Here is a 25,606-nt window from a genome sequence, read left to right on the forward strand (position 1 = left end):
ATGCGAAATATTGCTGCGCTGCACCCATATTTCGGGGCTCTCCGGCACGTGTCGTCGGAACAAAACCGTTTCCGTTCAACATATCCGGTATAGGTTTTCCATGTATTGCGCTGCGCTACAATCCTGCCATGTTGACCGATCGGCTTTTCGCACGCTCGGCGCGACCGCCGGGCCCGCCGGCGGAGTCGCAGCCGTCCCGTTGGCACCACGGACCGTGGTGGTCCAACTCCTATTTGTTGACGCCGCTGCTGTCGATCCTGGTGTTCCTCGTGGTGATGAGCCTCATCCTGTGGAGCCTGAATCGCCGCGAACAGCAACAACAGGAAGACACCCTGTTCCGTAACGTCGCGTGGGCGCAGCAGCAGATCCGCCTGTCGATGACGGGTGCGCAGGAACAGCTGCAGGCGCTGTCGCGCGATCTCGCATCGGGCCGCCTCGACCAGAACGCATTCCAGATGGCCGTCGCGGACGTGATGCAGACGCATCCGGAAATCCTCTACCTGAACTGGTACACCGCGCCCGGCGTGCAGCGCTGGCCGACCGTGCACCCGCCGTTGCTCGGCCAGCGGCTCGCGAAGCCCGGCGACGCACAGATGCAGGACGCCGTGCGCGGCGCGTACGACGAGGCGCGCAGCACGCGCCGCCAGGCCTATTCGCCGCTGATCTACGACGACTTCGGCAACGGCTTCATCACGCTGCAGACGCCGGTGATGCGCGGCGACCGCGAATATCTCGGCTCGATCGCCGCCGTGTTCTCGGTCGAGGGCATCCTGAAGCACGACATCCCGCAGGAGCTGTCGTCGAAGTACAAGATCTCGATCACCGACGCGAACAACCGCGAGCTGTCGTCCACGTCGACGCGCCCGCGCCTGCCGCGCGATTCGCACTACGACCTGCCGCTCGACCCGCCCGGCCAGGGGCTGACGGTGCGCGTGTACGCATTCCCGCAGCTCACGAACCTGACCAACAACACGCTCGTGTGGCTCGTCGCCGGCCTGTCGTGCTTCGTGCTGTGGAGCCTCTGGAGCCTGTGGAAGCACACGCGCCAGCGCTTCGAGGCGCAGCAGGCGCTGTACGCCGAGGCGTTCTTCCGCCGGGCGATGGAGAACTCGGTGCTGATCGGCATGCGCGTGCTCGACATGCACGGCCGCATCACGCACGTGAACCCCGCGTTCTGCCGGATGACCGGCTGGGACGAAACCGACCTGGTCGGCAAGGTCGCACCGTTCCCGTACTGGCCGCGCGACGCCTACCCGGAAATGCAGCGCCAGCTCGACATGACGCTGCGCGGCAAGGCGCCGAGCTCGGGCTTCGAGCTGCGCGTGCGGCGCAAGAACGGCACGCTGTTCCACGCGCGCCTGTACGTGTCGCCGCTGATCGACAGCTCGGGCCGCCAGACCGGCTGGATGTCGTCGATGACCGACATCACCGAGCCGAAGCGCGCACGCGAGGAACTCGCGGCCGCGCACGAGCGCTTCACGACGGTGCTCGAAAGCCTCGACGCCGCGGTGTCGGTGCTGGCCGCCGACGAAGCCGAGCTGCTGTTCGCGAACCGCTACTACCGCCACCTGTTCGGCATCCGCCCGGACGGCCATCTCGAGCTGTCGGGCGGCGGCTTCGACCGCGCGCAGGCCTCGTCCGACTCGATCGACATGGTCGACGCGTTCGCGGGCCTGCCGGCCGCCGCGCTGACGAGCAGCACCGCCGATGCGCAGGAGGTGTACGTCGAGAGCATCCAGAAATGGTTCGAAGTGCGCCGCCAGTACATCCAGTGGGTCGACGGCCACCTCGCGCAGATGCAGATCGCCACCGACATCACCACCCGCAAGAAGGCGCAGGAACTCGCGCACCAGCAGGAAGAGAAGCTGCAGTTCACGAGCCGATTGATGACGATGGGTGAAATGGCGTCGTCGATTGCTCACGAATTGAATCAGCCGCTCGCCGCGATCAACAACTACTGCTCCGGCACGCTCGCGCTCGTCAAGAGCGGCCGCGGCACGCCCGAGACGCTGCAGCCCGCGCTGGAAAAGACCGCGCAGCAAGCGCTGCGCGCCGGGATGATCGTCAAGCGGATTCGCGAATTCGTGAAGCGCAGCGAGCCGAAACGCCAGCCGGCAAGGGTCGCGGACATCGTCGCCGACGCGGTCGGGCTTGCCGAAATCGAGGCCAGAAAGCGCAGGATCCGGATCGTCACGGAAATCCTCGCAAGAATGCCTATTATTTATGTCGACCCCGTGCTGATCGAGCAGGTGTTGATGAACCTGATGAAGAACGCGGCCGAGGCGATGGCCGACGTGAAGCCGGCGGCGGCGGACGGCGTGATCCGCGTCGTCGCCGACATCGATGCGGGCTTCGTCGACATCCGCGTGATCGACCAGGGTCCGGGCGTCGACGAAGCGACCGCCGAGCGCCTGTTTGAACCGTTTTACAGCACCAAGTCCGATGGCATGGGCATGGGGCTGAACATCTGCCGTTCGATCATCGAATCGCATCGGGGGCGTCTGTGGGTGGTCAACAACGTCGAGCCGGATGGCCGCATTTCCGGCGCGACGTTCCACTGCAGCCTGCCCATTGGGGAACCCGCTGATCTCGGCCAAGGGGGGCGCGAGGCATCGGCATCACATACCGTTACGGGAGAACTATGAATAGCCCTGTCACCACCACTCAGGAAACCGTCTTTGTCGTTGACGACGACGAGGCCGTACGGGACTCGCTGCGCTGGCTGCTGGAGGCGAACGGCTATCGCGTGCAATGCTTCTCGAGCGCGGAGCAGTTCCTCGATGCATACCAGCCGGCGCAGCAGGCCGGCCAGATCGCATGCCTGATCCTCGACGTGCGGATGTCGGGCATGAGCGGTCTCGAGCTGCAGGAACGCCTGATCGCCGACAATGCCGCGCTGCCGATCATCTTCGTCACGGGTCACGGCGACGTGCCGATGGCCGTGTCGACGATGAAAAAGGGTGCGATGGACTTTATCGAGAAACCGTTCGACGAAGCCGAGTTGCGCAAGCTCGTCGAGCGGATGCTCGACAAGGCCCGAAGCGAAAGCAAGAGCGTCCAGGAACAGCGTGCCGCGAGCGAACGCCTGTCGAAGCTGACCGCGCGCGAGCAGCAGGTGCTCGAACGCATCATCGCGGGCCGCCTGAACAAGCAGATCGCCGACGATCTCGGCATCAGCATCAAGACGGTCGAAGCGCACCGCGCGAACATCATGGAAAAGCTCAACGTCAACACGGTGGCCGACCTGCTGCGCCTCGCGCTGTCGAAGAAGCAGGCCTGAGCGTCGACGCCGGCCGCGGCGGCGCTGCCCGCCCGGCCCGCAACCGGTGTTTGCCGCCCCGCGCGATGCGGCCCACTCGCGCGGCGGCGGCCTTTCCTCCCGGCGCACGCGCCGCGGTCATGACGCTTCCCGTTGATTCCCTGTCGGACGGCAGCAGGCGAACGGTATAATTGCGTGCTTTGCTACGGCGCTTCGGGTGCCGTACGCCCGCATTCCAACTTCCCGGCAGGACCACCACCATGACAGCCCTCCTCATCGACGGCAACGCCCTTTCGAAGACCCTGCGCGCGCAGGCTGGCGAACGCGCCGCCGCCCTGACCGCTCGCGGCCACCAGCCCGGTCTCGCGGTGATCCTCGTCGGCGAAAACCCGGCGAGCGAAGTCTATGTGCGCAACAAGATCAAGGCGTGCGAGGACAACGGTTTCTTCTCGCTGAAGGATGCGTACCCGGCCACGCTGTCGGAAGCCGGCCTGCTCGCGCGCATCGACGAACTGAACCGCGACCCGAAGATCCACGGCATCCTCGTCCAGCTGCCGCTGCCCGCGCATATCGACAGCCACAAGGTGATCGAGGCGATCGCGCCGGAGAAGGACGTCGACGGCTTTCACGTTGCGAACGCCGGCGCGCTGATGACCGGCAAGCCGCTGTTCCGTCCGTGCACGCCGTACGGCGTGATGAAGATGTTCGAGGCGCATGACATCGCGCTGCAGGGCGCGAACGCGGTCGTGATCGGCCGTTCGAACATCGTCGGCAAGCCGATGGCGATGATGCTGCTCGACGCCGGCGCAACCGTGACGATCTGCCACAGCAAGACGCGCGACCTCGCCGCGCACACGCGGCAGGCCGACATCGTGGTCGCCGCGGTCGGCAAGCGCAACATCCTGACCGCCGACATGGTGAAGCCAGGCGCGACGGTGATCGACGTCGGCATGAACCGCGACGACGCGGGCAAGCTGTGCGGCGACGTCGATTTCGCGGGCGTGAAGGAAGTTGCCGGCCACATCACGCCGGTGCCGGGCGGCGTCGGCCCGATGACCATCACGATGCTGCTGATCAACACGATCGAAGCGGCCGAGCGCGCCGCTGCTGCCGCAGCCTGACACCCCGCCCGTTCAGCCGGCGCGCAGTTCCGTGCGCCGGCGTCTCGCCAGCCGCATCGCCGCGGCTGCGCCGCACCGGTCGCCAGCGGGCGGCCTCCTCCGCCGGCCGCCCGTCGCCGGCCGCCCGTCGCCGGAAGCCCGTCGCCCCGCATCCGCCCCTGCGTCAATCGCGTCATTAGAAACTAACGATTGGAAAGCGCACGATGCGCCCCAATAATGTCGGTATCGGGCGCCATCGCGCCTAGCCGCCGTTACCCTTTTCATCCCGGTTCATCCGGCAACAGACAGGGAGTCTTATGTCCGCCAGCGCCACTACCAATCCGCTCCTCGACTTCTCCGGCCTGCCCCGTTTCGGCGAAATCCGCCCGGAACACGTGACGCCCGCGCTCGACACGCTGCTCGATGCCGCCAGCCGCGCGGTCGAAGCCGCGAGCGCGAACGCGACGCCGCCGACCTGGGCCGCCGTCGTCGAGACGGTCGAGCACGCGACGGAGCCGCTCGGCCGCGCATGGGGCATCGTCGGCCACCTGAACGCAGTCGCCGACACGCCCGAACTGCGCGCCGCCTACGGTGAAAACCTGCCGCGCGTGACCGAATTCTGGTCGAGCGTCGGCCAGAATCTCGCGCTGTACGAGAAGTACAAGGCGATCGCCGCGAGCGCCGAATACGCGACGCTGTCCGCCGAGCGCAAGAAGATCCTCGACAACGCGCTGCGCGATTTCCGCCTGTCGGGCGCCGAGCTGCCCGAGGACCAGAAACCGCGCTTCGCGGAACTGCAGGAGCAACAGGCCGCCCTGTCGAAGGCGTTCTCCGACCACGTCCTCGACGCAACCAACGCGTACGCGCACTTCGTCGAGGACGAGGCCGACCTGGCCGGCCTGCCCGGCGACGCGATCGAAGCCGCCCGCGAAGCCGCGCAGAAGGACGCCAAGGACGGCTGGAAATTCACGCTGCACTTCCCGTCGTACTTCCCGGTGCTGCAGTACGCGGACAACCGCGCGCTGCGCGAGACGCTCTACCGCGCGTATGCAACGCGCGCGTCGGAGCTCGGGCCGCAGTACGGCGACGGCAAGGCCGAATGGGACAACACCGCAATCGTCGCCGACGAGCTGAAGCTGCGCCGCGAAGAGGCGCAGATGCTCGGCTACCGCAACTTCGCCGAAGTGTCGCTCGCGCCGAAGATGGCCGAATCGCCGCAACAGGTGGTCGCATTCCTCGAGGATCTCGCGACGCGCGCGCGCCCGCACGCAGACAAGGACTGGGACGAGCTGCGCGCATTCGCCGCGAAGGAACTCGGCCTGACCGAACTCGCGCCGTGGGATGTCGCATACGCAGCCGAAAAGCTGCGCCAGCAGCGCTACGCGTTCTCGGAAAACGAGGTCAAGCAGTACTTCCCTGAGCCGGCCGTGCTGAAGGGCCTGTTCAACGTCACCGAGACGCTGTTCGGCGTGCGGATCAAGGCGGACGATGCGCCGGTATGGCACAAGGACGTGCGCTTCTTCCGCGTCGAGAACCGCGACGGCTCGCTCGTCGCGCAGTTCTATCTCGACCTGTACGCACGCGAAGGCAAGCGCGGCGGCGCATGGATGGACGACGCACGCTCGCGTGCGAAGCGCGGCGGCGACGTGCAGACGCCGGTCGCCTACCTCACCTGCAACTTCTCGGCACCGATCGGCGGCAAGCCCGCGTGCTTCACGCACGACGAAGTCATCACGCTGTTCCACGAGTTCGGCCACGGGCTGCACCACATGCTCACGCGCGTCGACGAGCTCGGCGTGTCGGGCATCAACGGTGTCGAATGGGACGCGGTCGAGCTGCCGTCGCAGTTCATGGAAAACTTCTGCTGGGAATGGGACGTGCTGTCGTCGATGTCGTCGCACGTCGATACGGGCGCCACGCTGCCGCGTGAGCTGTTCGACAAGATGATCGCCGCGAAGAACTTCCAGAGCGGGCTCGGCACGCTGCGCCAGATCGTGTTCTCGATGTTCGACATGCTGCTGCACGTCGACTTCGACCCGGCCGGCGCCACCGGCGTGACCGCGTTCGCGCGCGAGATCAACGAGCGCTATCACGTGATCCCGCAGGCAGCATTCTCGCGCTGGCCGAACACGTTCAGCCACATCTTCGCGGGCGGCTACGCGGCCGGCTACTACAGCTACAAGTGGGCCGAGGTGCTGTCGGCCGACGCGTACGCGGCGTTCGAGGAAGCGGCCGCCCAGAGCGGCAGCGTGCTCGACGCGGCCACCGGCACGCGCTATCGCCGCGAGATCCTCGAGGTCGGCGGCAGCCGCCCGGCGATGGATTCGTTCAAGGCGTTCCGCGGCCGCGAGCCGGAAATCGATGCGCTGCTGCGCCACAACGGGATGGCCACGCCCGCGCACTGAGCGCGCCGCCCGGCCGTTCCGGCCACATCGACAGGCACCGCTTCGGCGGTGCCTTTTTTCATGGTGCGGGCGGGTCGTCGTCGAACAGCGAGAATTGCCCGTGGCGCTCGGCCGTGTCCTCGTCGATACGCACGCCGACGCCGAGCAGACGCACGGCCTGCGCGCGGCGCTGCAACCCCTTCGCGAGCAGCGTGACGGCCGTCTGCGCATTCGTCGCATCGGCCACGCACTCGACCGTCGTGCGCTGGAAATCGGCGAAACGGATCTTCACGTACAGCTTGCGGATCGACCGCGCGGCGCCCGCGCGCGCAATCCGCGCGTCGAGCTGCACGACGAGGCGGCGGATTTCGTCCGCGCATTGCTCGAGCGTCGTCAGGTCGGTCACGTAGGTCGTCTCGACGCTGACCGACTTGCGCTCCTGGTCGGCCTGCACGGGCCGTTCGTCGATCCCGCGCGACAGTTCGTACAGCCGCCGCCCGAATGCGCCGAACTCGCGGTGCAGGTCGATCAACGGCCAGTCGCGCAACTGTGCGCAGGTCTGAATGCCGAGCCGGTCGAGCCGCGTGGCCGTCACCTTGCCGACGCCGTGCAGCTTGCGCACCGGCAGCGCCGCGACGAACGCGTCGATCTCGTGCGGCCGCACGACGAACAGGCCGTCCGGCTTGTTCCAGTCGGACGCGATTTTCGCGATGAACTTGTTCGGCGCGACGCCGGCCGATACGGTCACGCCGACCGTGTCGAACACGCGCTGGCGGATCTCGCGCGCGATCAGCGTCGCACTGCCCTGGCACCGGTCCGACCCGCTGACGTCGAGGTACGCCTCGTCGAGCGACAGCGGCTCGACGTCCGGCGTGTAGTCGCGATAGATCGCCATGATCTGCCGCGACGCCGCGCGGTACTTGTCCATCGCGGACGGCAGGATCAACAGGTCCGGACACTTGCGCATCGCGAGCGCCGACGACATCGCCGAATGCACGCCGTAGCGCCGCGCCTCGTAATTGCAGGTCGCGATCACGCCGCGCTGGTCGGGCCGGCCGCCGACCGCGAGCGGCCGGTTGCGCAGCGACGGGTCGTCGCGCATCTCGACCGACGCGTAGAAGCAATCGCAGTCGCAGTGAATGATCTTGCGCATGCGCGGCAGCGCGTCGCCCGGCGGCGGCACGTGCGGATCGGCAGGCGGAATGGTGGACGGGTTCACGGTGCCGATACTGTACAAAAACACAGTGCCGGTTTCAACTGCCGCGTGCGCCCGGCGCCGGCCGGCCGCAGCCGGCTGCGCCGTACCGGCCCGCTTGGCGGGGATCGTACCGGTCGGGCGCGGGCAGCGGCGCCTATACTCGTCTGCCGCGACACACGAAACGAAAAGGTGACGGATGAAGACGATCGGACTGATCGGCGGCATGAGCTGGGAATCGTCGGCCGAGTACTACCGGATGATCAACCGGCACTCGAAGTCGCTGCACGGCGGGCATCACAACGCGAAGAGCGTGCTCGTCACGGTCGATTTCGCGGAAATCGAAGCGCTGCAGCGCACGCACGACTGGGTGGCGCTCGGCGAACGGATGGCCGACGCCGCACGCCAGCTCGAAGCGGCCGGCGCCGATCTCGTCGTACTGACGACCAATACGATGCATCGCGTGCACGACGCGATCGAAGCCGCGGTGACGCTGCCGTTCCTGCATATCGCCGATCCGACCGGCAGCGCGCTGCGCGACGCGGGCGTCGAGCGCGTCGCCCTGCTCGGCACGCGCTACACGATGGAATTGCCGTTCTATGCGGAGCGGCTGCACGCAAGATTCGGCATGGAAGTGCTCGTGCCGGACGAACGCGGGCGTGACGACGTGCACCGGATCATCTACGACGAGCTGTGTCACGGCGTCATCTCGGCGGAATCGCGCGCGACGTATGTGTCGATCATCGAGGCACTGGCGAAGCGCGGCGCGCAGGCCGTGATCCTCGGCTGCACGGAAATCACGCTGCTGATCGGCGCGGACGATTCGCCGCTGCCGGTGTTCGACACGACCGCGCTGCATGCGAAGGCAGCCGTGGCGTGGGCTGCGCGATAACCGCGATCGCGATCGGCGCGCAGAAAACAAAAAACCCGGCACGGAGCCGGGTTCTTGTCGACGAAGCGCGCATCGGTCACTTGCGCGGCACATCGTCTGGTGTGCTTGGTTGCGGGGGTAGGATTTGAACCTACGACCTTCGGGTTATGAGCCCGACGAGCTGCCAGACTGCTCCACCCCGCGTCAGAGAAATAAATTATAGGGTGAGGAAGTACTCACGTCAATACTTTTGTCACAATTTCTTCTCCCCTCTGCCAGACGGCGTTGCATGCCCCCTGCTCCGCGTCGCGCATTGCACGCGTTCGCACCGCATGCTCGCGGTAAGATGGCGGCCTTCGCATTCACGCCGCACGCACACTCCCGTTCATGAAAATCGCCACCTGGAACGTCAACTCGCTCAACGTCCGCAAACAGCACGTGCTCGACTGGCTCGCGCAAAGCGGCACCGACGTGCTGTGCCTGCAGGAACTGAAGCTGCCGGACGAGAAATTCCCGCGCGCCGATCTCGAGGCAGCCGGCTACCGCAGCTGGTTCACGGGCCAGAAGACCTACAACGGCGTCGCGATCCTCGCGCGCGCGTCGCTGAACGTCGACGAATCGGACGTCGTGCGCAACATCCCCGGCTTCGACGATCCGCAGCAGCGCGTGATCGCCGCGACGGTCGACGGCGTGCGCATCGTGTCCGCGTACTTCCCGAACGGCCAGGCCCCCGACTCCGACAAGTTCGTCTACAAGATGCAGTGGCTCGACGCGCTGCAGGCATGGTTGCGCACCGAACTGCAGCGCTACCCGAAGCTCGCGCTGCTCGGCGACTACAACATCGCGCCGGAAGACCGCGACGTGCACGACCCCGCGAAATGGGAAGGCCAGAACCTCGTGTCGCCGCAGGAGCGCGCGCACTTCGCGCAATTGATCGAGCTCGGCTTCGTCGATGCGTTCCGCCGCTTCGAGCAGCCCGAGAAAACCTTCACGTGGTGGGACTACCGGATGATGGCGTTCCGCCGCAACGCGGGGCTGCGCATCGACCACATCCTGCTGTCGCCGGCGCTCGCGGAAACCTGCACGTCGTGCGAGGTCGACCGCACGCCGCGTACGTGGGAACAGCCGTCCGACCACACGCCCGTCGTCGCGATCGTCGGCTGATCGTCCCATCCGCCCGCGCCCGTTCAGCGCCGCGCGGGCGCCGGCCCGAGATGGGCCCACAGGAAGCCGAACTCGGCCGCATCGGCTTCCGCGCGTTCCAGGTCGTCGGCACTGCCGTGGCCGCCGTCGGTGTTCTCCCAGTACCACACCCGTTCATGACCGAGCGCATGCATGCGTGCGGCCATCTTGCGCGCGTGCGCGGGATGCACGCGGTCGTCGCGCGTCGACGTCGTCAACAATAACGGCGGATACACGACACCTTCGCGCACGCGGTGATACGGCGAATACGCGGCCAGCGCCGCGCCTTCGCGCGGATCGTCCGGATCACCGTATTCGTCGAGCCACGCGGCGCCCGCGTGCAGCTTCGGATAGCGCCGCATGTCGAGCAGCGGCACGCGGCACAGCACCGCACCGAACAGCTCCGGCCGCTGCGCCATGCACGCGGCGACCAGCAGCCCGCCGTTGCTGCCGCCCTCGATCCCGAGCCGGGTGGCGGTCGTCACGCCGGTCGCGGCCAGATCCTCGGCCACCGCGATGAAATCGTCGAACGAACGCTGCCGGTGTTCGCGCTGCGCATCGACGTGCCAGCGCGGCCCGAACTCGCCGCCGCCGCGGATATGCGCGAACGCCATCACGCCGCCGCGCTCGAGCCACGCGATGCCGAACGCGTCGCTGTAGCCCGGCAGGTTCGGGATCGCAAAGCCGCCATAGCCCGACAGCAGACACGGCCGCGCGACGCGCGCGGCGCCGTCGGCCGCATCGAGTGCATCGCGCGGCCCGATCAGCGTGTACGGCACCACCGTGCCATCCTGCGAGCGCGCGCTCGCGCGGCGCACGACGAGTCCGGCCGCATCGAACTGCACCGGCGGCCGGTCGAGCAGCACACGGCGCGACGGCGCATCGTCCGCGCGATCGGCAAGATCGGCCAGCCAGCACTCCGGCGGGTCGAGATAGGTGTCGACGTCGACGTACACCTCGTCGTTCAGCGTCGCCTCGACGGGCTCGACGTCGATCTGCGCGTCGCCCGGCCACTCGAACGGCCGCGCATCCCACGTCCACGTACCGTCGCCGGCCTGCCGCGGTCGCCACAGCATCGTGCGGTTGTGCACGTCGTCGAGCCAGCTCGCGATCAGCGTCGTGCGCGTGTGCGTCCACGTGCACGCGGACGTCGTCGGCTGGGGCGCGAACAGCGTCGTGAATTCGCGCGCTCCGGCGAGGAACGCCTGCTCGCGGATCGCGAGCAGCGAGCCGCCCGCATGGCGCACGCCGTCGCAGTCCCAGTCGAGGCGTGGCTCCAGCACGAGCCAGCCCTCCCAGAACCCGACTTCGACATGCGTCGGCACGTCGTAGCGCGCCCACTCGCCCGCGTCGGTCAGCCAGTACGCATGCGCATCGAAGAAGTCGACGCTGCGCCACGCGACGTGGCGGTTGTCGATCGGGTCGAACCACGCGCCCGCACTGATGTCGTCGGGTTCGCCGCTGAAGACGACGGGCGCATCGGCAAGCGCCGTGCCGCGCACCCAGCGTCGCGCTTCATACGGATAACCGGCCGCGGTCGCATGCGCTTCGCCGCGATCCCAGCTCACGTAGACGGTATCGCGGTCGATCCAGCCGACCGTGTGATGGCCCGGCTCGTCGATCGTGAACCCGCCGTCGACGAAACGGCGTTCGACGAGATCGAACTCGCGCACGACGACCGCATCGGCGCCGCCCGGCGACAGCGACAGCAGCGCGCGATCGCCGTCCGGATACAGGATCGCGTCCTGCTCGAACACCCACGATTCGCCCTCTTCGGCACCGAGCGCGTCGACGTCGAGCAGCGTTTCCCACGCAGGTTGACCGGCACGCCAGTCGTCCCAGCGCGTGCGGCGCCACAGCCCCTTCGGATGGAGATCGTCCTGCCACAGGTCGTACGCCCAGTCGCGCCAGCGGGTCGGAATCACCGGGCGTTCGCGCGGCAGATACGCCTTGGCGAGACGCGCGGTCAGCGCGCGATACGCGTCGTCGTCGCGCAGCACGGCGCGCGTACGCGCATTCTGCTCGTCGACCCACGTGCGTGCGCGTTTGCTGTCAAGCGCTTCGAGGAAACGGAACGGGTCGGCCCCGGCGGGCCAGCGGAAGGAATCGGACATTGAAGATCGGCGGAATGGCAAACGGCGTGCAAACCGCGATTATGTCCGATCGCGGCATGCGCGACGCCCGCGCATGCCGCAAATCGTGCTCAGGGCTCCAGGTGGAGTTCCTGGATCTTGCGCGTGATCGTGTTGCGGCCGATGCCGAGCCGCTCCGCGGCCTCGACCTTGCGGCCGCGCGTGAAGTCGAGCGCCTCGCGAATCACGGCCGCCTCGAAGCGGCGCGCGAGCTCGTCCATCACATCGGCCGAATTCTCGCGCAACAGCCGCGCGACTTCGGTACGAAGGCCATGCTCCCACACCGGGTAGCCGGCCGGCGCGCTGCCGTTCGGCGCGGCCGCGACGGGCACGGCCGCCGCCGGCGTCGCGCCGATCGCGGGCGGTACGCCCGCGGCGTTGCCGCCGTTGCCGAGCGCATCCGCGCCATCGCCCGTTGCGACGACCGGCGCACCGGACGCACCGGCCGGCACGAGGTCCGGCGGCAGGTCCTTGATCTCGACCGTCTGCGCGGGCGCCATCACGGTCAGCCAGTTCGCGAGGTTCTCGAGCTGCCGTACGTTGCCGGGAAACGCGAGCGACGTCAGATACACGAGCGCTTCATCGGACACGCGCTTCGGCTCGACGCCGAGATCGCGCGCGCTCTTCTGCAGGAAGTGGCGCGTCAGCAGCGCGATGTCCTCGCTACGCTCGCGCAGCGGCGGCAGGCGCAGCCGGATCACGTTGAGCCGGTGGTAAAGGTCCTCGCGGAACAGCCCCTGCCGCACGCGCGACTCGAGATTCTGGTGGGTCGCGGCGATCACGCGCACGTTCGCGCGCAGCGGGTTGTGCCCGCCGACCCGATAGAACTGCCCGTCCGACAGCACGCGCAACAGGCGCGTCTGCAGGTCGAACGGCATGTCGCCGATTTCGTCGAGGAACAGCGTGCCGTTCTCGGCTTGCTCGAAGCGGCCCTGCCGCGTCGTCTGCGCGCCGGTGAACGCGCCGCGCTCATGGCCGAACAGCTCGGATTCGAGCAGGTCCTTCGGAATCGCCGCGGTGTTCAGCGCAATGAACGGCCCGTTCGCGCGCGGGCTGTGGCGATGCAGCGCCCGGGCGACGAGTTCCTTGCCGGTGCCCGACTCGCCGGTGATCAGCACGGTCGCGGCCGAATGCGACAGGCGGCCGATCGCGCGGAACATGTCCTGCATCGCGGGCGCCTGGCCGAGCATCTCGGGCGCCTCGGCCACGCGCTCGTCCTGCGGCGCGCCGCCGCGCAGGCTTTCCTCCACCGCACGGCGGATCAGCTCGACGGCCTTGTCGACGTCGAACGGCTTCGCGAGATACTCGAACGCGCCGCCCTGGAACGCCGCAACGGCGCTATCAAGGTCGGAGAACGCCGTCATGATGATGACGGGCAGGCCCGGCAGGCGCTCGTGCATCGCCTGCAGCAACTCGAGGCCCGAGCCGCCCGGCATCCGGATGTCGGACACGAGTACCTGCGGCGTCTCGTGGTCGAGCGCGGCCAGCGCATCGCGCACGTTCGCGAAGCTCTTCGTCGCGAAGCTGTCCCGGGCGAGTGCCTTTTCAAGCACCCAGCGGATCGATTGGTCGTCGTCTACTATCCAGATCGGCTTCATAGGTCGGTCAGATTTGGGTGAATCCGGTGAATCGCAAGTCGCCGCTCAATGATCGAGCGGCAGCAGAATCTGAAATTCGGTACGTCCGGGCCGGCTTTCGACCTCGATCATCCCGTCGTGCTGCTGCACGAAAGTCTGCGCAAGCGTGAGGCCGAGCCCGCTGCCGTCTTCGCGCCCGGACACGAGCGGATAGAAGATCCGGTCGCGGATCTCTTCCGGAATGCCGGGCCCGTTGTCGATCACGTGCAAGTCCAGTGCCAGCCGGTACAGACGCTTCGCGATCGTCACCTTGCGCGCGATACGCGTGCGCAGCTCGATCTTCGCGTCGCCCTGCGCGATCCGTTCGCGCAGCGCCTGCGCCGCATTGCGCACGATGTTGAGCAGCGCCTGGATCAGTTGCTCCTTGTCGCCGCGCAGGTCCGGCACGCTCACGTCGTAGTCGCGCTCGATCGTGAGCCCGCGCGGAAATTCCGCGAGCATCACCGCGCGCACGCGTTCGCACACTTCATGAATGTTCACGTCGCCGACGATGTGCGGATGCCGGTGCGGCTCCAGCAACCGGTCGACGAGCGTCTGCAGGCGATCGGATTCCTTGATGATCACCTGCGTGTATTCGCGCAACTCGCCGCGCTCGCGCTCGCCCAGTTCGAATTCGAGCAGCTGGGCTGCGCCGCGAATGCCGCCGAGCGGGTTCTTGATCTCGTGCGCGAGGTTGCGGATCAGCTGCTTGTTGACCGCGGTCAGGTCGTGGATCCGCTCTTCCCGGTCGGTGCGCGACTGGCGTTCGTTCTCGAACAGCTCGACCAGCACGAAATCGGGCGCGGTCTCGAGGAAGCCGACGATCGCATGCACGTGCAGCGGTTCGCGGCCGGGCCGGTCGAGCACGGTATCGAGGTGCGTCGCGTGAAAACGCTCCTCGCCGATCGCGGTGATCGTCGAAGCCAGCTCGTTCGCGTTCGGAAAAATCTCGCCCCACGGCCGCTGCGCGAGCTGCCGGCGCGAGATGTCGAGCATCGCCTCCGCCGACGGGTTCGCAAACGCGATCCGCAGCGTCTTGCGGTCGAGCACGATCACGACCGTCGGCAGCGCTTCCAGCCCCGCCAGCAGGCCCGAGCGTGAGAGCCGCTCGTCGTCCGTCAGTCGCTCGGGCTGCCCCGTTTTCGCCTTGATCAGATTCTTCAGAACCATCTGCGTGCTTGTCGCGCCTCACCGGGCCAGAAAAATGAAAATCGTCGGAACAAAAAAGGGACGGCTGGACGCCGTCCCCTTTCAGACTCCGCCGTTCCCGCCGCAGCCCGCGCGACGGGAACGAACCGGCATGACGGCGCTGAATCGAAGCGCCATCGCCGATTAGAGCGAGTAGTACATCTCGAACTCGATCGGGTGCGTCGTCATGCGGAACTTCGCCAGCTCCTGCTCCTTCAGCGCGAGGTAGGCATCGAGCATGCCGTCCGTGAACACGCCGCCGCGCGTCAGGAACTCGCGATCCTTGTCGAGCGCTTCGAGAGCCTGGTCGAGGCCCGCGCAGACGGTCGGGATCTTTGCATCTTCTTCCGGCGGCAGGTCGTACAGGTTCTTGTCCGCTGCTTCGCCCGGATGGATCTTGTTCTGGATCCCGTCGAGGCCGGCCATCATCAGCGCCGTGAAGCACAGGTACGGGTTCGCCATCGGATCCGGGAAGCGCGTTTCGATACGGCGGCCCTTCGGGTTCGACACGTGCGGAATGCGGATCGAAGCCGAACGGTTGCGTGCCGAGTAAGCGAGCTTGACCGGTGCTTCGAAGTGCGGGACCAGACGCTTGTACGAGTTCGTCGTCGGGTTCGTGATCGCGTTCAGTGCACGGGCGTGCTTGATGATGCCGCCGATGTAGAACAGCGCCAGTTCCGACAGGCCTGCGTAGCCGTTGCCTGCGAACAGGTTCTGGCCGTCCTTCCAGATCGACTGGTGAACGTGCATGCCCGAACCGTTGTCGCCGACGACCGGCTTCGGCATGAACGTCGCCGTCTTGCCGTACGAGTGCGCGACGTTATGGATGATGTACTTCGACCATTGCGTCCAGTCGGCGCGCTCGACCAGCGTCGAGAACTTCGTGCCGATTTCGTTCTGGCCCTGGCCCGCCACTTCGTGGTGGTGCACTTCGACCGGGATGCCGAGCTGTTCGAGCAGCAGGCACATTTCCGAACGCATGTCCTGGAACGTGTCGACCGGTGCGACCGGGAAGTAGCCGCCCTTCGTGCCCGGACGGTGGCCCGTGTTGCCGCCTTCGAATTCCTTGGCCGAAGACCACGGTGCTTCTTCCGAGTTGATCTTCACGAAGCAGCCCGACATGTCCGTGTTCCACTGGACCGAGTCGAAAATGAAGAATTCCGGTTCCGGACCGAAGTAGGCCGTGTCACCGATGCCCGTGCTCTTCAGGTACGCTTCGCCGCGCTTCGCGAGCGAACGCGGATCGCGCTCGTAGCCCTTGCCGTCGGCCGGCTCGACCACGTCGCAGGTCAGCACGAGGGTCGACTCTTCATAGAACGGGTCGACGAAGGCTGCGTTCGGATCCGGCATGAGCAGCATGTCCGACGCCTCGATGCCCTTCCAGCCCGCGATCGACGAACCGTCGAATGCATGACCGCTTTCGAACTTGTCTTCGTCGAACGCCGAAACCGGCACCGACACGTGCTGTTCCTTGCCGCGCGTGTCCGTGAAGCGGAAATCGACAAACTTGCAGTCCTCGTCCTTCACGAGTTGCATGACGTCGGCGACGGTTTTACTCATAACCTCTTCTCCTGATTAGAACAATTCCGGCGGACTGGGAACCGCCTCGTTTATCGAGCTGACCGGGGTCTTGCTTTGGCGCAGCGCGCCCCGATTCGACCGAATTCTATATAGCAGCTTCCGTGCCATCTTTGCGAGCGACCGGAACAAATCGCGCCGGGGCTCGCCACGACAGGGCTGTGCTGCGCGATTCCGGGGCTTCGCGCTGCACCGGCCGTTTGCCGCAAGCACTGCAATGGTGCAATCGCTACGGCCCACCGCGACCGCAGAATCATTCTGGTGCATGCGCGCCATTTTGCACTCTTTTGGTGAACGCGTGGCCATGCGCGCACCGTCCTGCATGCGGGCGCCCGTGCCGCGACGCCGCGCTAGAATGTTCGTTTGACCGATACGGAGACTCCCTGCCATGAGTACGCTCGACCAGCTTTACGCGAAGGCCGACGAACGCCGCGCACAAGACGCGCTCAACTACGCCGGCGCGCTGCTGCCGGCCGAGGCATTCGAACTGCTGCAGCTCGACCCGTCCGCGCGCCTCGTCGACGTGCGCACGCGCGCCGAGCTCGACTGGATCGGCCGCCCGCTCGTCGGCGACGGCCAATACCTGCACCTCGAATGGACGCGCTACCCGGGCGGCGTGCCGAACGCCGAATTCGTCAACGAACTGAAGGCGGCCCTCCCGGCCGATACGCCGCTCCTGTTCCTGTGCCGCAGCGCCGCGCGCTCGAAACTCGCCGCGGTCGCATCCACGCAGGCCGGCTTCACGAAGGCGTTCGACCTGCTCGAAGGCTTCGAGGGCGCGAAGGACGCCGAAGGCCACCGCAAGACGGTCGACGGCTGGTGCTTCCGCAAATTGCCGTGGATCGGCGCCTGACGGCGCACTGCGCCGACCGGCTGCGACAACCCCATCGTCGAGCCGGGCGATGACATGCCGATGACGGGCCGCATTGCGCGGCCCGTAGCGTTGGTGCGGTCGCCTGGCGGGCCGCTCAGGCGCGCGGCGTGCCGGGCTCGACGACGTCGCCGCCGAGCAGGTGCACGCCTTCGCGCAGCTTCACGAACGCGGCCGCGACGGCTTCCGGCTCGCCCTTCACGCCAAGGTCGATGTGACGGCGCGCATAGATCCCGCCGCGCTCCGCGTCGCCGACGCTCGGCAGGCTGAACACGCGCACGCCCGGGAAATCGCGCTCGATGCGCTCCATCAGCGGCGTGAGCGTCGATTCCGGCAGCTCGAACACGTACAGCGAACGCTCTGCATGCGGCGTCGCGTGATGCAGATGCGCGTACTTCGTGTCGAGCACCCATTCGATCATCGGCCACGCCATCACCGGGAAACCCGGCACGAAGTGCAGGTCGCCGGCCGAGAAGCCCGGAATCCGGTTATAGCCGTTCGGGATGATCGTCGCGCCCACCGGGAACACGCCCATGTTGAAGCGGTGCTGATTCTCCGGCGACTCGAAGTCGACCGGCGTGGCCGCATCGGTGTGCGTTTCGCGGATCCGTTCCGAAATCAGCGCCTTCGCTTCCGGATGCAGTTCGAGCGGCACGCCGAGCGCAGCGGCCGCGCACTGGCGCGTATGGTCGTCCGGCGTCGCGCCGATCCCGCCGGTCGAGAACACGATGTCGCCCGACGCGATCGCACGCGCGAGCGTCGCGGTGATGCGCGCCGGATCGTCGCCGACGTATTCGGCCCAGTCGAGCGCGAGGCCGCGCGCGCCGAGCAGCTCGATGACCTTCGCCAGATGCTTGTCCTGCCGGCGGCCCGAAAGGATTTCGTCGCCGATGATGATGATGCCGATGCTCATGCCTGCCCCATGTCGATTGCGGTGGCGCGCGAGCGCGCGCGCAGGTCCTCCAGCGCGCGCAGGCAGTAGTGCCCGAACCACAGCGCCGAGAAGACGAGGATGAAAGCGTATACCCAGATCATGGCGGCCGCGACGAACGGAAACAGCACCATCATCCAGATCGACGAGACCCACACGAAGGTCGGTACGGTGCCGAGCAGCCCGGTCGCGACGCCGATGCCGATCAGCGGCCAGCGGTGCTGCCGCACGAGCGCGCGGCGCTCGTCGCGGCTCGCGTGCAGCGCGAGCGCGTCGTAGGTCATCACGCGGTACGTGAGCCAGCCCCAGATCACCGGCGGCAGCAGCGCGAAGAACGGCGGAATCAGCCACAGCGGGATCGTGACGACCAGCAGCACGACGCCGACGAGCGCCGCGCCGAGCGAATTGAACGCGCTGCCAAAGAAGGTGCCGCCCCGCTTCGATTCGAGCGCCGCGAACTGCCGGTTCGACAGGTGCTTGATCACGACCGGCATCGAGATCGTCGCGATCAGCAGCAGCACCGTCAGCACGATCAGCGGGATCGCGAGCGACACGACCACGAACGGCGCGACGACCGCATGCAGCTGCGACATGCCGATCGCATCGAACGCGCGATACAGCATCGCCGTCAGCACGAAACCGTCGAGCGCGCCGCGCGCGAGATCCAGCAGCGTCTGCCACGAGAACCACAGCACGGCGCCCCACAGCAGCGCCGAGACGACGAACGGCATCAGGGTGAGCCACAGCATGCGCGGGTGCAGCGCGCTGGCGAGCGCCCGGACGAAAGAGCGCAGCAAGTCGTTCATGCGAGCCTGTATCGACGGAGAAAAACGGAGAAAGGATAAACCACACGGCCCGCATGCGCCGAAGCGCATGCGGGCCGTGTGGGAATGCCGTTCAACGGGAGCGGGATCGCGTCAGGCGGACGCCGCACCGCGCTTGGCGGGGAACAGGCGCCGGAAGATCCGCACGAACGCGAGGCCGTGCTGCGACCAGAAGCCTTCGCCGTAGGACACGCCCTCGACCTGCTCGCGGATGCCGGTCGGCTCGACCGTGCGGCTCCACGACGCGGTGCCGAACATCATGTCCCACCACGGGAACAGCACGCCGAAGTTGCAGCCGTACTTGGTGCCTTCGTGACCGTAGCCGACCGCGTGGTGGCGCCGGTGGAAGATCGGGCTGACGAGCAGGCGCTCGCCGAGCCAGCCGAACGACAGGCGCGCATTCGTATGCTGGATGCTCTGCATGAAGTTCGTGAACGCGGTCAGCACGACGAACTGCGACGGCGTCACGCCGATCACGAGCGCGATCGCCGCGAAGAAGCACGACTGGAGCACGTCGTCGAGCAGGTGGTTGCGGTCGTCGCACCACAGCGACATCTGCCGCTGGCTGTGATGGACCGCGTGCAGCTCCCACCAGATGCCGAACTTGTGCTGCCAGCGGTGATACCAGTAGCCGGCGAAATCGAGCACGACGAGGTAGATCGCGAACGCGATGATCGGCTTCGAGGTCACACCCGGCCACAGATAGTCGAGGTTGACGTTCGCGACGCCGTGCAGGCGCAGCCACGCCTGGAAGTTGTCGAACACCGGCTGCAGCGCGAAGAAGAAGAACAGCGTGTAGATGCCGAGCTTCGAGATCGCCGTGTAGATCACGTCGACCCGCACCGCGCGGCGGTTCTTCCAGCGTTCGACCGGCAGCAGCGCCTCGAGCGGGCGCAGCAACGCGAACATCAGCACCATCTGCAGCGCGCCGATGATCACCCAGTACAGCGCGTCGTAGGTGTCCTCGTCATAGTCCATCAGGTTGAACTTGAAGAGGAGCGGCTGCACGACGTCGACGTACAGCCAGGTCTGGATGTCCGACACGAACGCATCGATCAGGTGCAGCATCGTTCGCCTCCGCCCGTCACGCGCCGTTCGCCGCCTTCCACGGCGCGCGGTCGTAGAAGTAGATGCCGTGCGGCGAGCGGCCGACGGCGATCGTCTGCACCAGCTTGCGCGAAGCCAGGTCGATGATCCCGACCTTCTTCGCGAAGCGGAACGTCACCCACAGCGTCTTCTTGTCGGCGGACAGCTCCATGTCGTCCGGGCCCGGCAGCAGGCCGGTGATGTCGCCGACGTTGGTGAGCGTGTTCTCGTCGATGATGCTGATCGTGTTCGCGACCCGGTTCGTCACCGCGACGTGCGTACCGTCGGCGAGCGAGCGGAAGTTGTGCGCGCCCTTGCCCGTGTAGATCTGCTTGACGACCTTCTGGTTGCGCCAGTCGACGACCGCGACGTAATCCGCGCCCGTCATCCCGACGAGCAGGAATTTGTCGTCCGGCGTGAGCCACAGGCCGGCCGGCACCTTGCCGACCTTCATCTTCCACTTGACCGTCTGCGTCGGCAGATCGATCGCCGCGATCTCGCCGGACACCTGCAGCGACACGAGCAGCGTCTTGCTGTCCTTCGTGAACGCAAGGTGGCTCGGCATCACGGCGAGCGGCACGCGCTTCACGAGGCGCAGGTCGCGGCCGTCGTAACCGTAGATGTCGACGCGGTCGAGCCGCAGGCCGGCCGCCGCGAACCATTTGCGGTCCGGCGAAAAGCCGAGCTGGTAGGGATCGTCGATCCCTTCGACGGTGCGCTGCAGCTTGCCCGTCTTCGGATCGAGGAACATCAGGCTGTTCGAGACCGAATTTGCGACGATCAGCGACGCATTGTCGGGCGTCGCCATCAGGTGATGCGGCTCCTTGCCGGTCGGCATCGTGCTGACGACCTCGCGGGTCTGCTGGTCGATCAGGGAAAGCGTCGCTTCGGCCGAATTGAGGACGATCACGTTATTCGCGTGTGCGGCGGGCGCCAGTACGGCGGCGGCCAGCGCGAGCGTGCGGCCGAGGGAAAGGAAAGTGCGCATGAAGACTCACGTCGAGGAACAACCGTCATTGTAAAACGTTCAACCGGCCGCACCGGTTGACGGCGGCCGGCATTGCGCCACTTCGACGCACGCCACGGCGGCCGGATGAGCCGCCGCGGCAGGCGCCGCGCGGCCGGCCGGGGCCGGCCGCCGGGGCGTGCCCGGGAAACCGATGTTGCGCTAGCGCTGCATCGACTCCCAGACCTTGTGCAGACGCTTGACAGAGACAGGCATCGGCGTGCGCAGTTCCTGCGCGAACAGCGAAATCCGCAGTTCCTCGAGCAGCCAGCGGAATTCCGCGAGCCGCGGGTCGGCGACGCCGCCGCGCTGCGACACCGCGCGCTGATACTGCTGGGCGAGCGGCAGCAGGTCGGCCGACTGCTTCGCGTCACGCGCCGGATCGGCCTTCAGCTTGTCGATCCGCAGCGCGATGCCCTTCAGGTAACGCGGGAAGTGCGCCAGTTGCGTGTAAGGCGTGTCGATCACGAAGCGCTTGCCGACCAGCGCGGCGAGCTGCTGCTGCAGGTCTGCGTGCGCCTGCGCGAACGGCTTCGCCTGCGCGAGCTTCTTCACGAGCCCCGCGTATTCGGCCAGGACCTGGCCGACCAGCCGCGCGATTTCCTGCGCGAGCAGGTTCAGGCGGCTCCGGCCCTCGTCGCGGCGCGCGTGGAAGCTCGCGTCGTCGTCGGGCAGCGGGTCCTGCAGGCACGCGCGGTCGAGCGCCGTGTCGATCAGCTGGTCGCGCAGCTCGTCCTGAGTGCCGAGCGACATGTACTGCATCGCCATCTCGCGCAGGCCCGGCAGGTTCTTCTCGAGGAACTTGATCGGCTCCTTCAACTGCAGCGCGAACAGCCGCCGCAGGCCGGCCCGGTGGATGCGCGCGGCCTCTTCCGGCGAATCGAACACCTCGACGTCGCAATGCGTGCCGCGGTCGACGAGCGCCGGATAGCCGTACAGCGTCTGGCCGCGCCGGCGGATTTCCAGCAGCTCGGGCAGCTTGCCGAAATTCCACGTCGTCAGGTTCTCGTACAGCGCCGTTGCGCCGCCTTCCGACGGAGCGGCCGTCTGCGGCGCCGCGCCCTTGCCCGCCTTCGCGTGGCGGCCAGCAGCGCCGGCAGCGCCTGCCGGGGCAGCCACCGCCGGCGCCTGGCCGGCCGGCTGGCCTGCGTCGGCCTCGCCGCCGGTCGCGATCGTCGACGCCGCCGCGATCTTCTGGAACTGCTGCTGCGCCTGCGCGCCGAGCTCCTGGCGCAGTTGCGCGAGATTGCGCCCCATCGCCAGCTGGCGGCCGTGCTCGTCGACCACCTTGAAGTTCATGAACAGGTGCGCGGGCAGCGTCTCGAGCTTGAAGTCGGCCGTCTTCATCGCGATCTGCGTCTCGCCGCGCACGTCGGCGATCAGCGCCTCGACGAGCCCGCCCGCGCCGAAGCGCTCGCGCCCCATCCGCTCGACGAAGCCGGCCGCGTATTCGGGCAGCGGCACGCAGTGCCGGCGCAGCTTCTGCGGCAGCGACTTCAGCAGCAACTGCACCTTTTCCTTCAACATCCCCGGCACGAGCCACTCGCAGCGGCGCGCGTCGACCTGGTTCAGCGCATACAACGGCACCGCGAGCGTCACGCCGTCGCGCAGCGTGCCGGGCTCGAAGTGGTACGTGAGCGCCATCTCGACGCCGGCCATCGTCGCGCGTTTCGGGAACAGCTCGGTCGTCACGCCGGCCGCCTCGTGACGCATCAGGTCGTCGCGCGACAGGTACAGCAGCCGTTGCTTGTCCTCCGCCTGGCCGCCCTTCTTCGCTTCGTCGCGATACCAGCGCTCGAACGCGACGCCCGTGTGGATCCCTTCCGGGATCGCCTGGTCGTAGTACGCGTAGATCAGCTCGTCGTCGACCAGCACGTCCTGGCGGCGCGACTTGTGCTCGAGCTGCTCGATGTCGGCGAGCAGCTTGCGGTTGTGCGCGAAGAACGGCAGTTTCGTGTCGAACTCGCCCTCGACCAGTGCGCCGCGGATGAACAACTCGCGCGCCCGCGCCGGATCCTGCTTGCCGAACGCGACGCGCCGGCGGTGGTAGATCGGCAGCCCGTACAGCGTCGCGCGCTCGTATGCGCTGACCTGCGCCGGACGCTTTTCCCAGTGCGGCTCGGACAGCGATTTCTTCAGCAGGTGCGCGCCGATCTTCTCGACCCATTCGGGCTCGATCTTCGCGAGGCAGCGCGCGTACAGCCGGCTCGTCTCGACGAGTTCGGCCGCCATCACCCAGCGGCCGGCCTTCTTCGCGAGCACGGAGCCCGGCCACAGGTAGAACTTGATCCCGCGCGCGCCAAGATAGTGCGGATCGTCGTCGGCTTTCAGGCCAAGGTTGCCGAGCAGGCCCGTCAACAGGGCCAGATGCACCTGTTCATAGGTCGCCTCGACTTCGTTCAGGCGCCAGCCGTGCTCGCGCACGACGGTCAGCAACTGCGAATGGACGTCGCGCCACTCGCGCAGCCGCAGGTGCGACAGGAAGTTCTGCCGGCACGCGTCAATGAGCTGTCGATTCGACTTCTTGTGCGCGACGGCCTCTTCGAACCACGCCCAGATCTTCAGCCACTGCAGGAATTCGGAACGCTCGTCGGCAAACCGGCGGTGCGCCTGGTCAGCCTGCTCCTGCGCCTCGATCGGGCGGTCGCGCGGGTCCTGCACGGACAGCGCGCTCGCGATGATCAGCACTTCGCGCAGCGACTGCTGGTCGCGCGCGGCGAGAATCATCCGGCCGACGCGCGGATCGAGCGGCAGCCGCGCGAGTTCGCGGCCGAGCGGCGTCAGCGCGTTGTCGTCGTCGACCGCGCCGAGTTCATTGAGCAGTTGATAGCCGTCCGCGATCGCGCGGCCGGGCGGCGGCTCGAGGAACGGGAACGATTCGATCGCCGTCAGGTGCAGCGACTTCATCCGCAGGATCACCGACGCAAGCGACGAGCGCAGGATTTCCGGATCGGTGAAGCGCACCCGCGCCTGGTAGTCGCTTTCCTCGTACAAGCGGATGCAGACGCCGTCGGCCACGCGGCCGCAACGGCCCGCGCGCTGGTTCGCGGCGGCCTGCGAGATCGACTCGACCTGCAGTTGCTCGACCTTGTTCCGGTACGAATAGCGCTTCACGCGCGCCAGGCCCGTGTCGACCACATAGCGGATGCCCGGCACCGTCAGCGACGTTTCGGCCACGTTGGTCGCGAGCACGATCCGGCGCGCATTCGACGCCTTGAATACCTTGTCCTGGTCGGCCGCCGAGAGCCGCGCGAACAGCGGCAGGATCTCGGTGTGCGGCGGATGGTGCTTGCGCAGCGCCTCGGCCGCCTCGCGAATCTCGCGCTCGCCGGGCAGGAACACCAGCACGTCGCCGGAGCCTTCGCGGCACAGCTCGTCGACCGCGTCGACGATCGCGTCCATCAGGTCGCGCTCGGCCTCGCGCGCGGTCTTCACGCGGTCGCGGCCGGCCGTGCCTTCGGCGTTCTTCACGGCCGGGCGATCCTCGGCCACCGGGCGGTAGCGCATCTCGACCGGATACAGCCGCCCGCTCACCTCGATCACGGGCGCCGGGCGCTCGTCGGTGCCGAAATGGCGCGCGAAGCGATCGGCGTCGATCGTCGCGGACGTGACGATCAGCTTCAGGTCCGGCCGCCGTGGCAGGATTTCCTTCAGGTAGCCGAGCAGGAAGTCGATGTTCAGGCTGCGTTCGTGCGCCTCGTCGATGATCAGCGTGTCGTACGCCTTCAGCAGCGGGTCGGCCTGCGTCTCGGCGAGCAGGATGCCGTCCGTCATCAGCTTCACGGACGCGCCCGGCGCGAGATTGTCGGTAAAGCGCACCTTGTAGCCGACCACCTCGCCGAACGGCGTGCCGAGCTCCTCGGCGATCCGGCGGCCGGTCGACGACGCGGCGAGCCGGCGCGGCTGCGTATGGCCGATCAGGCCGGTGCCGCCGGCGCCGAGGCCGCGGCCGAGGTCCAGACAGATCTTCGGCAACTGGGTGGTCTTGCCCGAGCCGGTCTCGCCGCAGACGATGACAACCTGATGACCGGCGATCGCGCGCGCGATTTCGTCGCGCTTGCCCGACACGGGCAGGCTTTCGGGGTACGTGATCGGCGGAACGGGATTCGGCGCGACGACGGCGCGCGGCGGACGCTCGCGGCGTGGCGGGCGCTCGCCCGTTGGCTCGGATGCGCCCTTCGCGGCAGGCGGGCGCGCATCGCCGCGCCGTTCGTCGCTGCGCGGCCCGCGCGGCGCGTGTGCCGGCGTGCCCGCCGGCTTTTCGTGCTGCTGGCGCGGCGGCTGGCCCTGCTGCTCGCGTGCATCGGCCGCACCCTCCGGGTGCCGGGCCGACGGCGTATTGGCCCGCGTCGGCGCGGGACTTTTAGAAACATTCGACATGGG

Annotated in this window: 17 protein-coding genes and 1 tRNA gene; 7 read left to right on the top strand and 11 right to left on the bottom strand. The window is 67.4% G+C overall.

Annotation, left to right across the window (positions count from 1 at the left end; translation table 11 throughout):
* Positions 1 to 128: 128 nt before the first annotated feature.
* The 4 genes from fixL (at position 129) to ACWMMN_RS11235 (ending at position 6,764) form a co-directional block, all read left to right on the top strand.
* Complete coding sequence (gene fixL, locus ACWMMN_RS11220) at positions 129 to 2,645, top strand: oxygen sensor histidine kinase FixL (protein WP_059233707.1); 2,517 nt, start codon at positions 129 to 131, stop codon at positions 2,643 to 2,645.
* The gene (gene fixJ / locus ACWMMN_RS11225) at positions 2,642 to 3,280 is read left to right on the top strand and encodes an oxygen response regulator transcription factor FixJ (RefSeq protein WP_006493245.1); all 639 of its coding nucleotides are present in this window, start codon (positions 2,642 to 2,644) and stop codon (positions 3,278 to 3,280) included. Before fixL ends, fixJ begins: the two co-directional genes overlap by 4 nt.
* Positions 3,281 to 3,519: 239 nt before the next feature.
* Positions 3,520 to 4,380 (top strand): bifunctional methylenetetrahydrofolate dehydrogenase/methenyltetrahydrofolate cyclohydrolase FolD, encoded by an 861-nt coding sequence (folD, locus tag ACWMMN_RS11230; protein WP_059233706.1) that lies wholly within the window; start codon positions 3,520 to 3,522, stop codon positions 4,378 to 4,380.
* 296 nt (positions 4,381 to 4,676) lie between these two features.
* Positions 4,677 to 6,764 (top strand): M3 family metallopeptidase, encoded by a 2,088-nt coding sequence (locus tag ACWMMN_RS11235; RefSeq protein ID WP_486422667.1) that lies wholly within the window; start codon positions 4,677 to 4,679, stop codon positions 6,762 to 6,764.
* 58 nt (positions 6,765 to 6,822) lie between these two features.
* Here the strand turns inward: ACWMMN_RS11235 and dinB are convergent, their stop codons facing one another.
* Positions 6,823 to 7,986, bottom strand: a complete 1,164-nt coding sequence (dinB, locus tag ACWMMN_RS11240) for a DNA polymerase IV (RefSeq protein WP_486422668.1) — start codon at positions 7,984 to 7,986, stop codon at positions 6,823 to 6,825.
* 151 nt (positions 7,987 to 8,137) lie between these two features.
* Here dinB and ACWMMN_RS11245 point away from each other — a divergent pair, with 151 nt between their 5' ends.
* Positions 8,138 to 8,830 carry an aspartate/glutamate racemase family protein gene (locus ACWMMN_RS11245; RefSeq protein WP_486422669.1) on the top strand — a complete coding sequence of 231 codons (693 nt, stop codon included), beginning with the start codon at positions 8,138 to 8,140 and terminating at the stop codon, positions 8,828 to 8,830.
* 106 nt (positions 8,831 to 8,936) lie between these two features.
* Here the strand turns inward: ACWMMN_RS11245 and ACWMMN_RS11250 are convergent.
* Positions 8,937 to 9,013, bottom strand: a tRNA-Met gene (locus ACWMMN_RS11250).
* A 183-nt stretch (positions 9,014 to 9,196) separates the two neighbouring features.
* Between ACWMMN_RS11250 and xth the strand changes: the two genes are divergently transcribed.
* Complete coding sequence (gene xth, locus ACWMMN_RS11255; protein ID WP_059233702.1) at positions 9,197 to 9,973, top strand: exodeoxyribonuclease III; 777 nt, start codon at positions 9,197 to 9,199, stop codon at positions 9,971 to 9,973.
* Positions 9,974 to 9,996: 23 nt separating this feature from the next.
* On the opposite strand, the gene ACWMMN_RS11260 is transcribed toward xth, so the two are convergent.
* The 4 genes from ACWMMN_RS11260 to glnA all read right to left on the bottom strand — a co-directional run bounded on the left by ACWMMN_RS11260 (position 9,997) and on the right by glnA (position 16,487).
* On the bottom strand, positions 9,997 to 12,105 hold the full coding sequence (locus ACWMMN_RS11260; RefSeq protein ID WP_486422670.1) for a prolyl oligopeptidase family serine peptidase: 2,109 nt from the start codon (positions 12,103 to 12,105) through the stop codon (positions 9,997 to 9,999).
* 89 nt (positions 12,106 to 12,194) lie between these two features.
* Positions 12,195 to 13,721 (bottom strand): nitrogen regulation protein NR(I), encoded by a 1,527-nt coding sequence (gene ntrC, locus ACWMMN_RS11265; protein WP_059233700.1) that lies wholly within the window; start codon positions 13,719 to 13,721, stop codon positions 12,195 to 12,197.
* A gap of 45 nt (positions 13,722 to 13,766) precedes the next feature.
* On the bottom strand, positions 13,767 to 14,909 hold the full coding sequence (gene glnL / locus ACWMMN_RS11270; protein ID WP_059233699.1) for a nitrogen regulation protein NR(II): 1,143 nt from the start codon (positions 14,907 to 14,909) through the stop codon (positions 13,767 to 13,769).
* Positions 14,910 to 15,071: 162 nt separating this feature from the next.
* Positions 15,072 to 16,487: a type I glutamate--ammonia ligase gene (glnA, locus tag ACWMMN_RS11275; protein ID WP_059233698.1), complete on the bottom strand. Its 1,416-nt coding sequence runs from the start codon at positions 16,485 to 16,487 to the stop codon at positions 15,072 to 15,074.
* 406 nt (positions 16,488 to 16,893) lie between these two features.
* Between glnA and ACWMMN_RS11280 the strand changes: the two genes are divergently transcribed.
* On the top strand, positions 16,894 to 17,358 hold the full coding sequence (locus tag ACWMMN_RS11280) for a rhodanese-like domain-containing protein (protein WP_174993535.1): 465 nt from the start codon (positions 16,894 to 16,896) through the stop codon (positions 17,356 to 17,358).
* A gap of 115 nt (positions 17,359 to 17,473) precedes the next feature.
* On the opposite strand, the gene ACWMMN_RS11285 is transcribed toward ACWMMN_RS11280, so the two are convergent.
* The 5 genes from ACWMMN_RS11285 to hrpA form a co-directional block, all read right to left on the bottom strand.
* Complete coding sequence (locus ACWMMN_RS11285; RefSeq protein WP_059233696.1) at positions 17,474 to 18,289, bottom strand: competence/damage-inducible protein A; 816 nt, start codon at positions 18,287 to 18,289, stop codon at positions 17,474 to 17,476.
* Complete coding sequence (locus tag ACWMMN_RS11290) at positions 18,286 to 19,113, bottom strand: EI24 domain-containing protein (RefSeq protein ID WP_059233695.1); 828 nt, start codon at positions 19,111 to 19,113, stop codon at positions 18,286 to 18,288. Before ACWMMN_RS11290 ends, ACWMMN_RS11285 begins: the two co-directional genes overlap by 4 nt.
* A gap of 111 nt (positions 19,114 to 19,224) precedes the next feature.
* Positions 19,225 to 20,199: a sterol desaturase family protein gene (locus ACWMMN_RS11295; protein WP_174993537.1), complete on the bottom strand. Its 975-nt coding sequence runs from the start codon at positions 20,197 to 20,199 to the stop codon at positions 19,225 to 19,227.
* 16 nt (positions 20,200 to 20,215) lie between these two features.
* A complete protein-coding gene (locus ACWMMN_RS11300) occupies positions 20,216 to 21,205 on the bottom strand; it encodes a YVTN family beta-propeller repeat protein (RefSeq protein ID WP_059233693.1) in 990 nt (329 codons plus the stop codon).
* Between the two features lie 180 nt (positions 21,206 to 21,385).
* Positions 21,386 to 25,603 carry an ATP-dependent RNA helicase HrpA gene (hrpA, locus tag ACWMMN_RS11305; protein ID WP_486422671.1) on the bottom strand — a complete coding sequence of 1,406 codons (4,218 nt, stop codon included), beginning with the start codon at positions 25,601 to 25,603 and terminating at the stop codon, positions 21,386 to 21,388.
* Between the last annotated feature and the right edge of the window lie 3 nt (positions 25,604 to 25,606).

It is taken from the genome of Burkholderia cepacia complex sp. TUM26381 (assembly GCF_057439935.1).

What these genes read in the sequence shown, in the direction of transcription:
- ACWMMN_RS11235 (WP_486422667.1), top strand. Translation starts at nt 4,677, where the DNA reads ATGTCCGCCAGCGCCACTACCAATCCGCTCCTCGACTTCTCCGGCCTG.
- ACWMMN_RS11245 (WP_486422669.1), top strand. Translation starts at nt 8,138, where the DNA reads ATGAAGACGATCGGACTGATCGGCGGCATGAGCTGGGAATCGTCGGCC.
- ACWMMN_RS11280 (WP_174993535.1), top strand. Translation starts at nt 16,894, where the DNA reads ATGAGTACGCTCGACCAGCTTTACGCGAAGGCCGACGAACGCCGCGCA.
- hrpA (WP_486422671.1), bottom strand. Translation starts at nt 25,603, where the DNA reads ATGTCGAATGTTTCTAAAAGTCCCGCGCCGACGCGGGCCAATACGCCG.
- ACWMMN_RS11290 (WP_059233695.1), bottom strand. Translation starts at nt 19,113, where the DNA reads ATGAACGACTTGCTGCGCTCTTTCGTCCGGGCGCTCGCCAGCGCGCTG.
- fixL (WP_059233707.1), top strand. Translation starts at nt 129, where the DNA reads ATGTTGACCGATCGGCTTTTCGCACGCTCGGCGCGACCGCCGGGCCCG.
- ACWMMN_RS11295 (WP_174993537.1), bottom strand. Translation starts at nt 20,199, where the DNA reads ATGCTGCACCTGATCGATGCGTTCGTGTCGGACATCCAGACCTGGCTG.
- ACWMMN_RS11260 (WP_486422670.1), bottom strand. Translation starts at nt 12,105, where the DNA reads ATGTCCGATTCCTTCCGCTGGCCCGCCGGGGCCGACCCGTTCCGTTTC.
- xth (WP_059233702.1), top strand. Translation starts at nt 9,197, where the DNA reads ATGAAAATCGCCACCTGGAACGTCAACTCGCTCAACGTCCGCAAACAG.
- glnL (WP_059233699.1), bottom strand. Translation starts at nt 14,909, where the DNA reads ATGGTTCTGAAGAATCTGATCAAGGCGAAAACGGGGCAGCCCGAGCGA.
- glnA (WP_059233698.1), bottom strand. Translation starts at nt 16,487, where the DNA reads ATGAGTAAAACCGTCGCCGACGTCATGCAACTCGTGAAGGACGAGGAC.
- fixJ (WP_006493245.1), top strand. Translation starts at nt 2,642, where the DNA reads ATGAATAGCCCTGTCACCACCACTCAGGAAACCGTCTTTGTCGTTGAC.
- ntrC (WP_059233700.1), bottom strand. Translation starts at nt 13,721, where the DNA reads ATGAAGCCGATCTGGATAGTAGACGACGACCAATCGATCCGCTGGGTG.
- ACWMMN_RS11285 (WP_059233696.1), bottom strand. Translation starts at nt 18,289, where the DNA reads ATGAGCATCGGCATCATCATCATCGGCGACGAAATCCTTTCGGGCCGC.
- ACWMMN_RS11300 (WP_059233693.1), bottom strand. Translation starts at nt 21,205, where the DNA reads ATGCGCACTTTCCTTTCCCTCGGCCGCACGCTCGCGCTGGCCGCCGCC.
- folD (WP_059233706.1), top strand. Translation starts at nt 3,520, where the DNA reads ATGACAGCCCTCCTCATCGACGGCAACGCCCTTTCGAAGACCCTGCGC.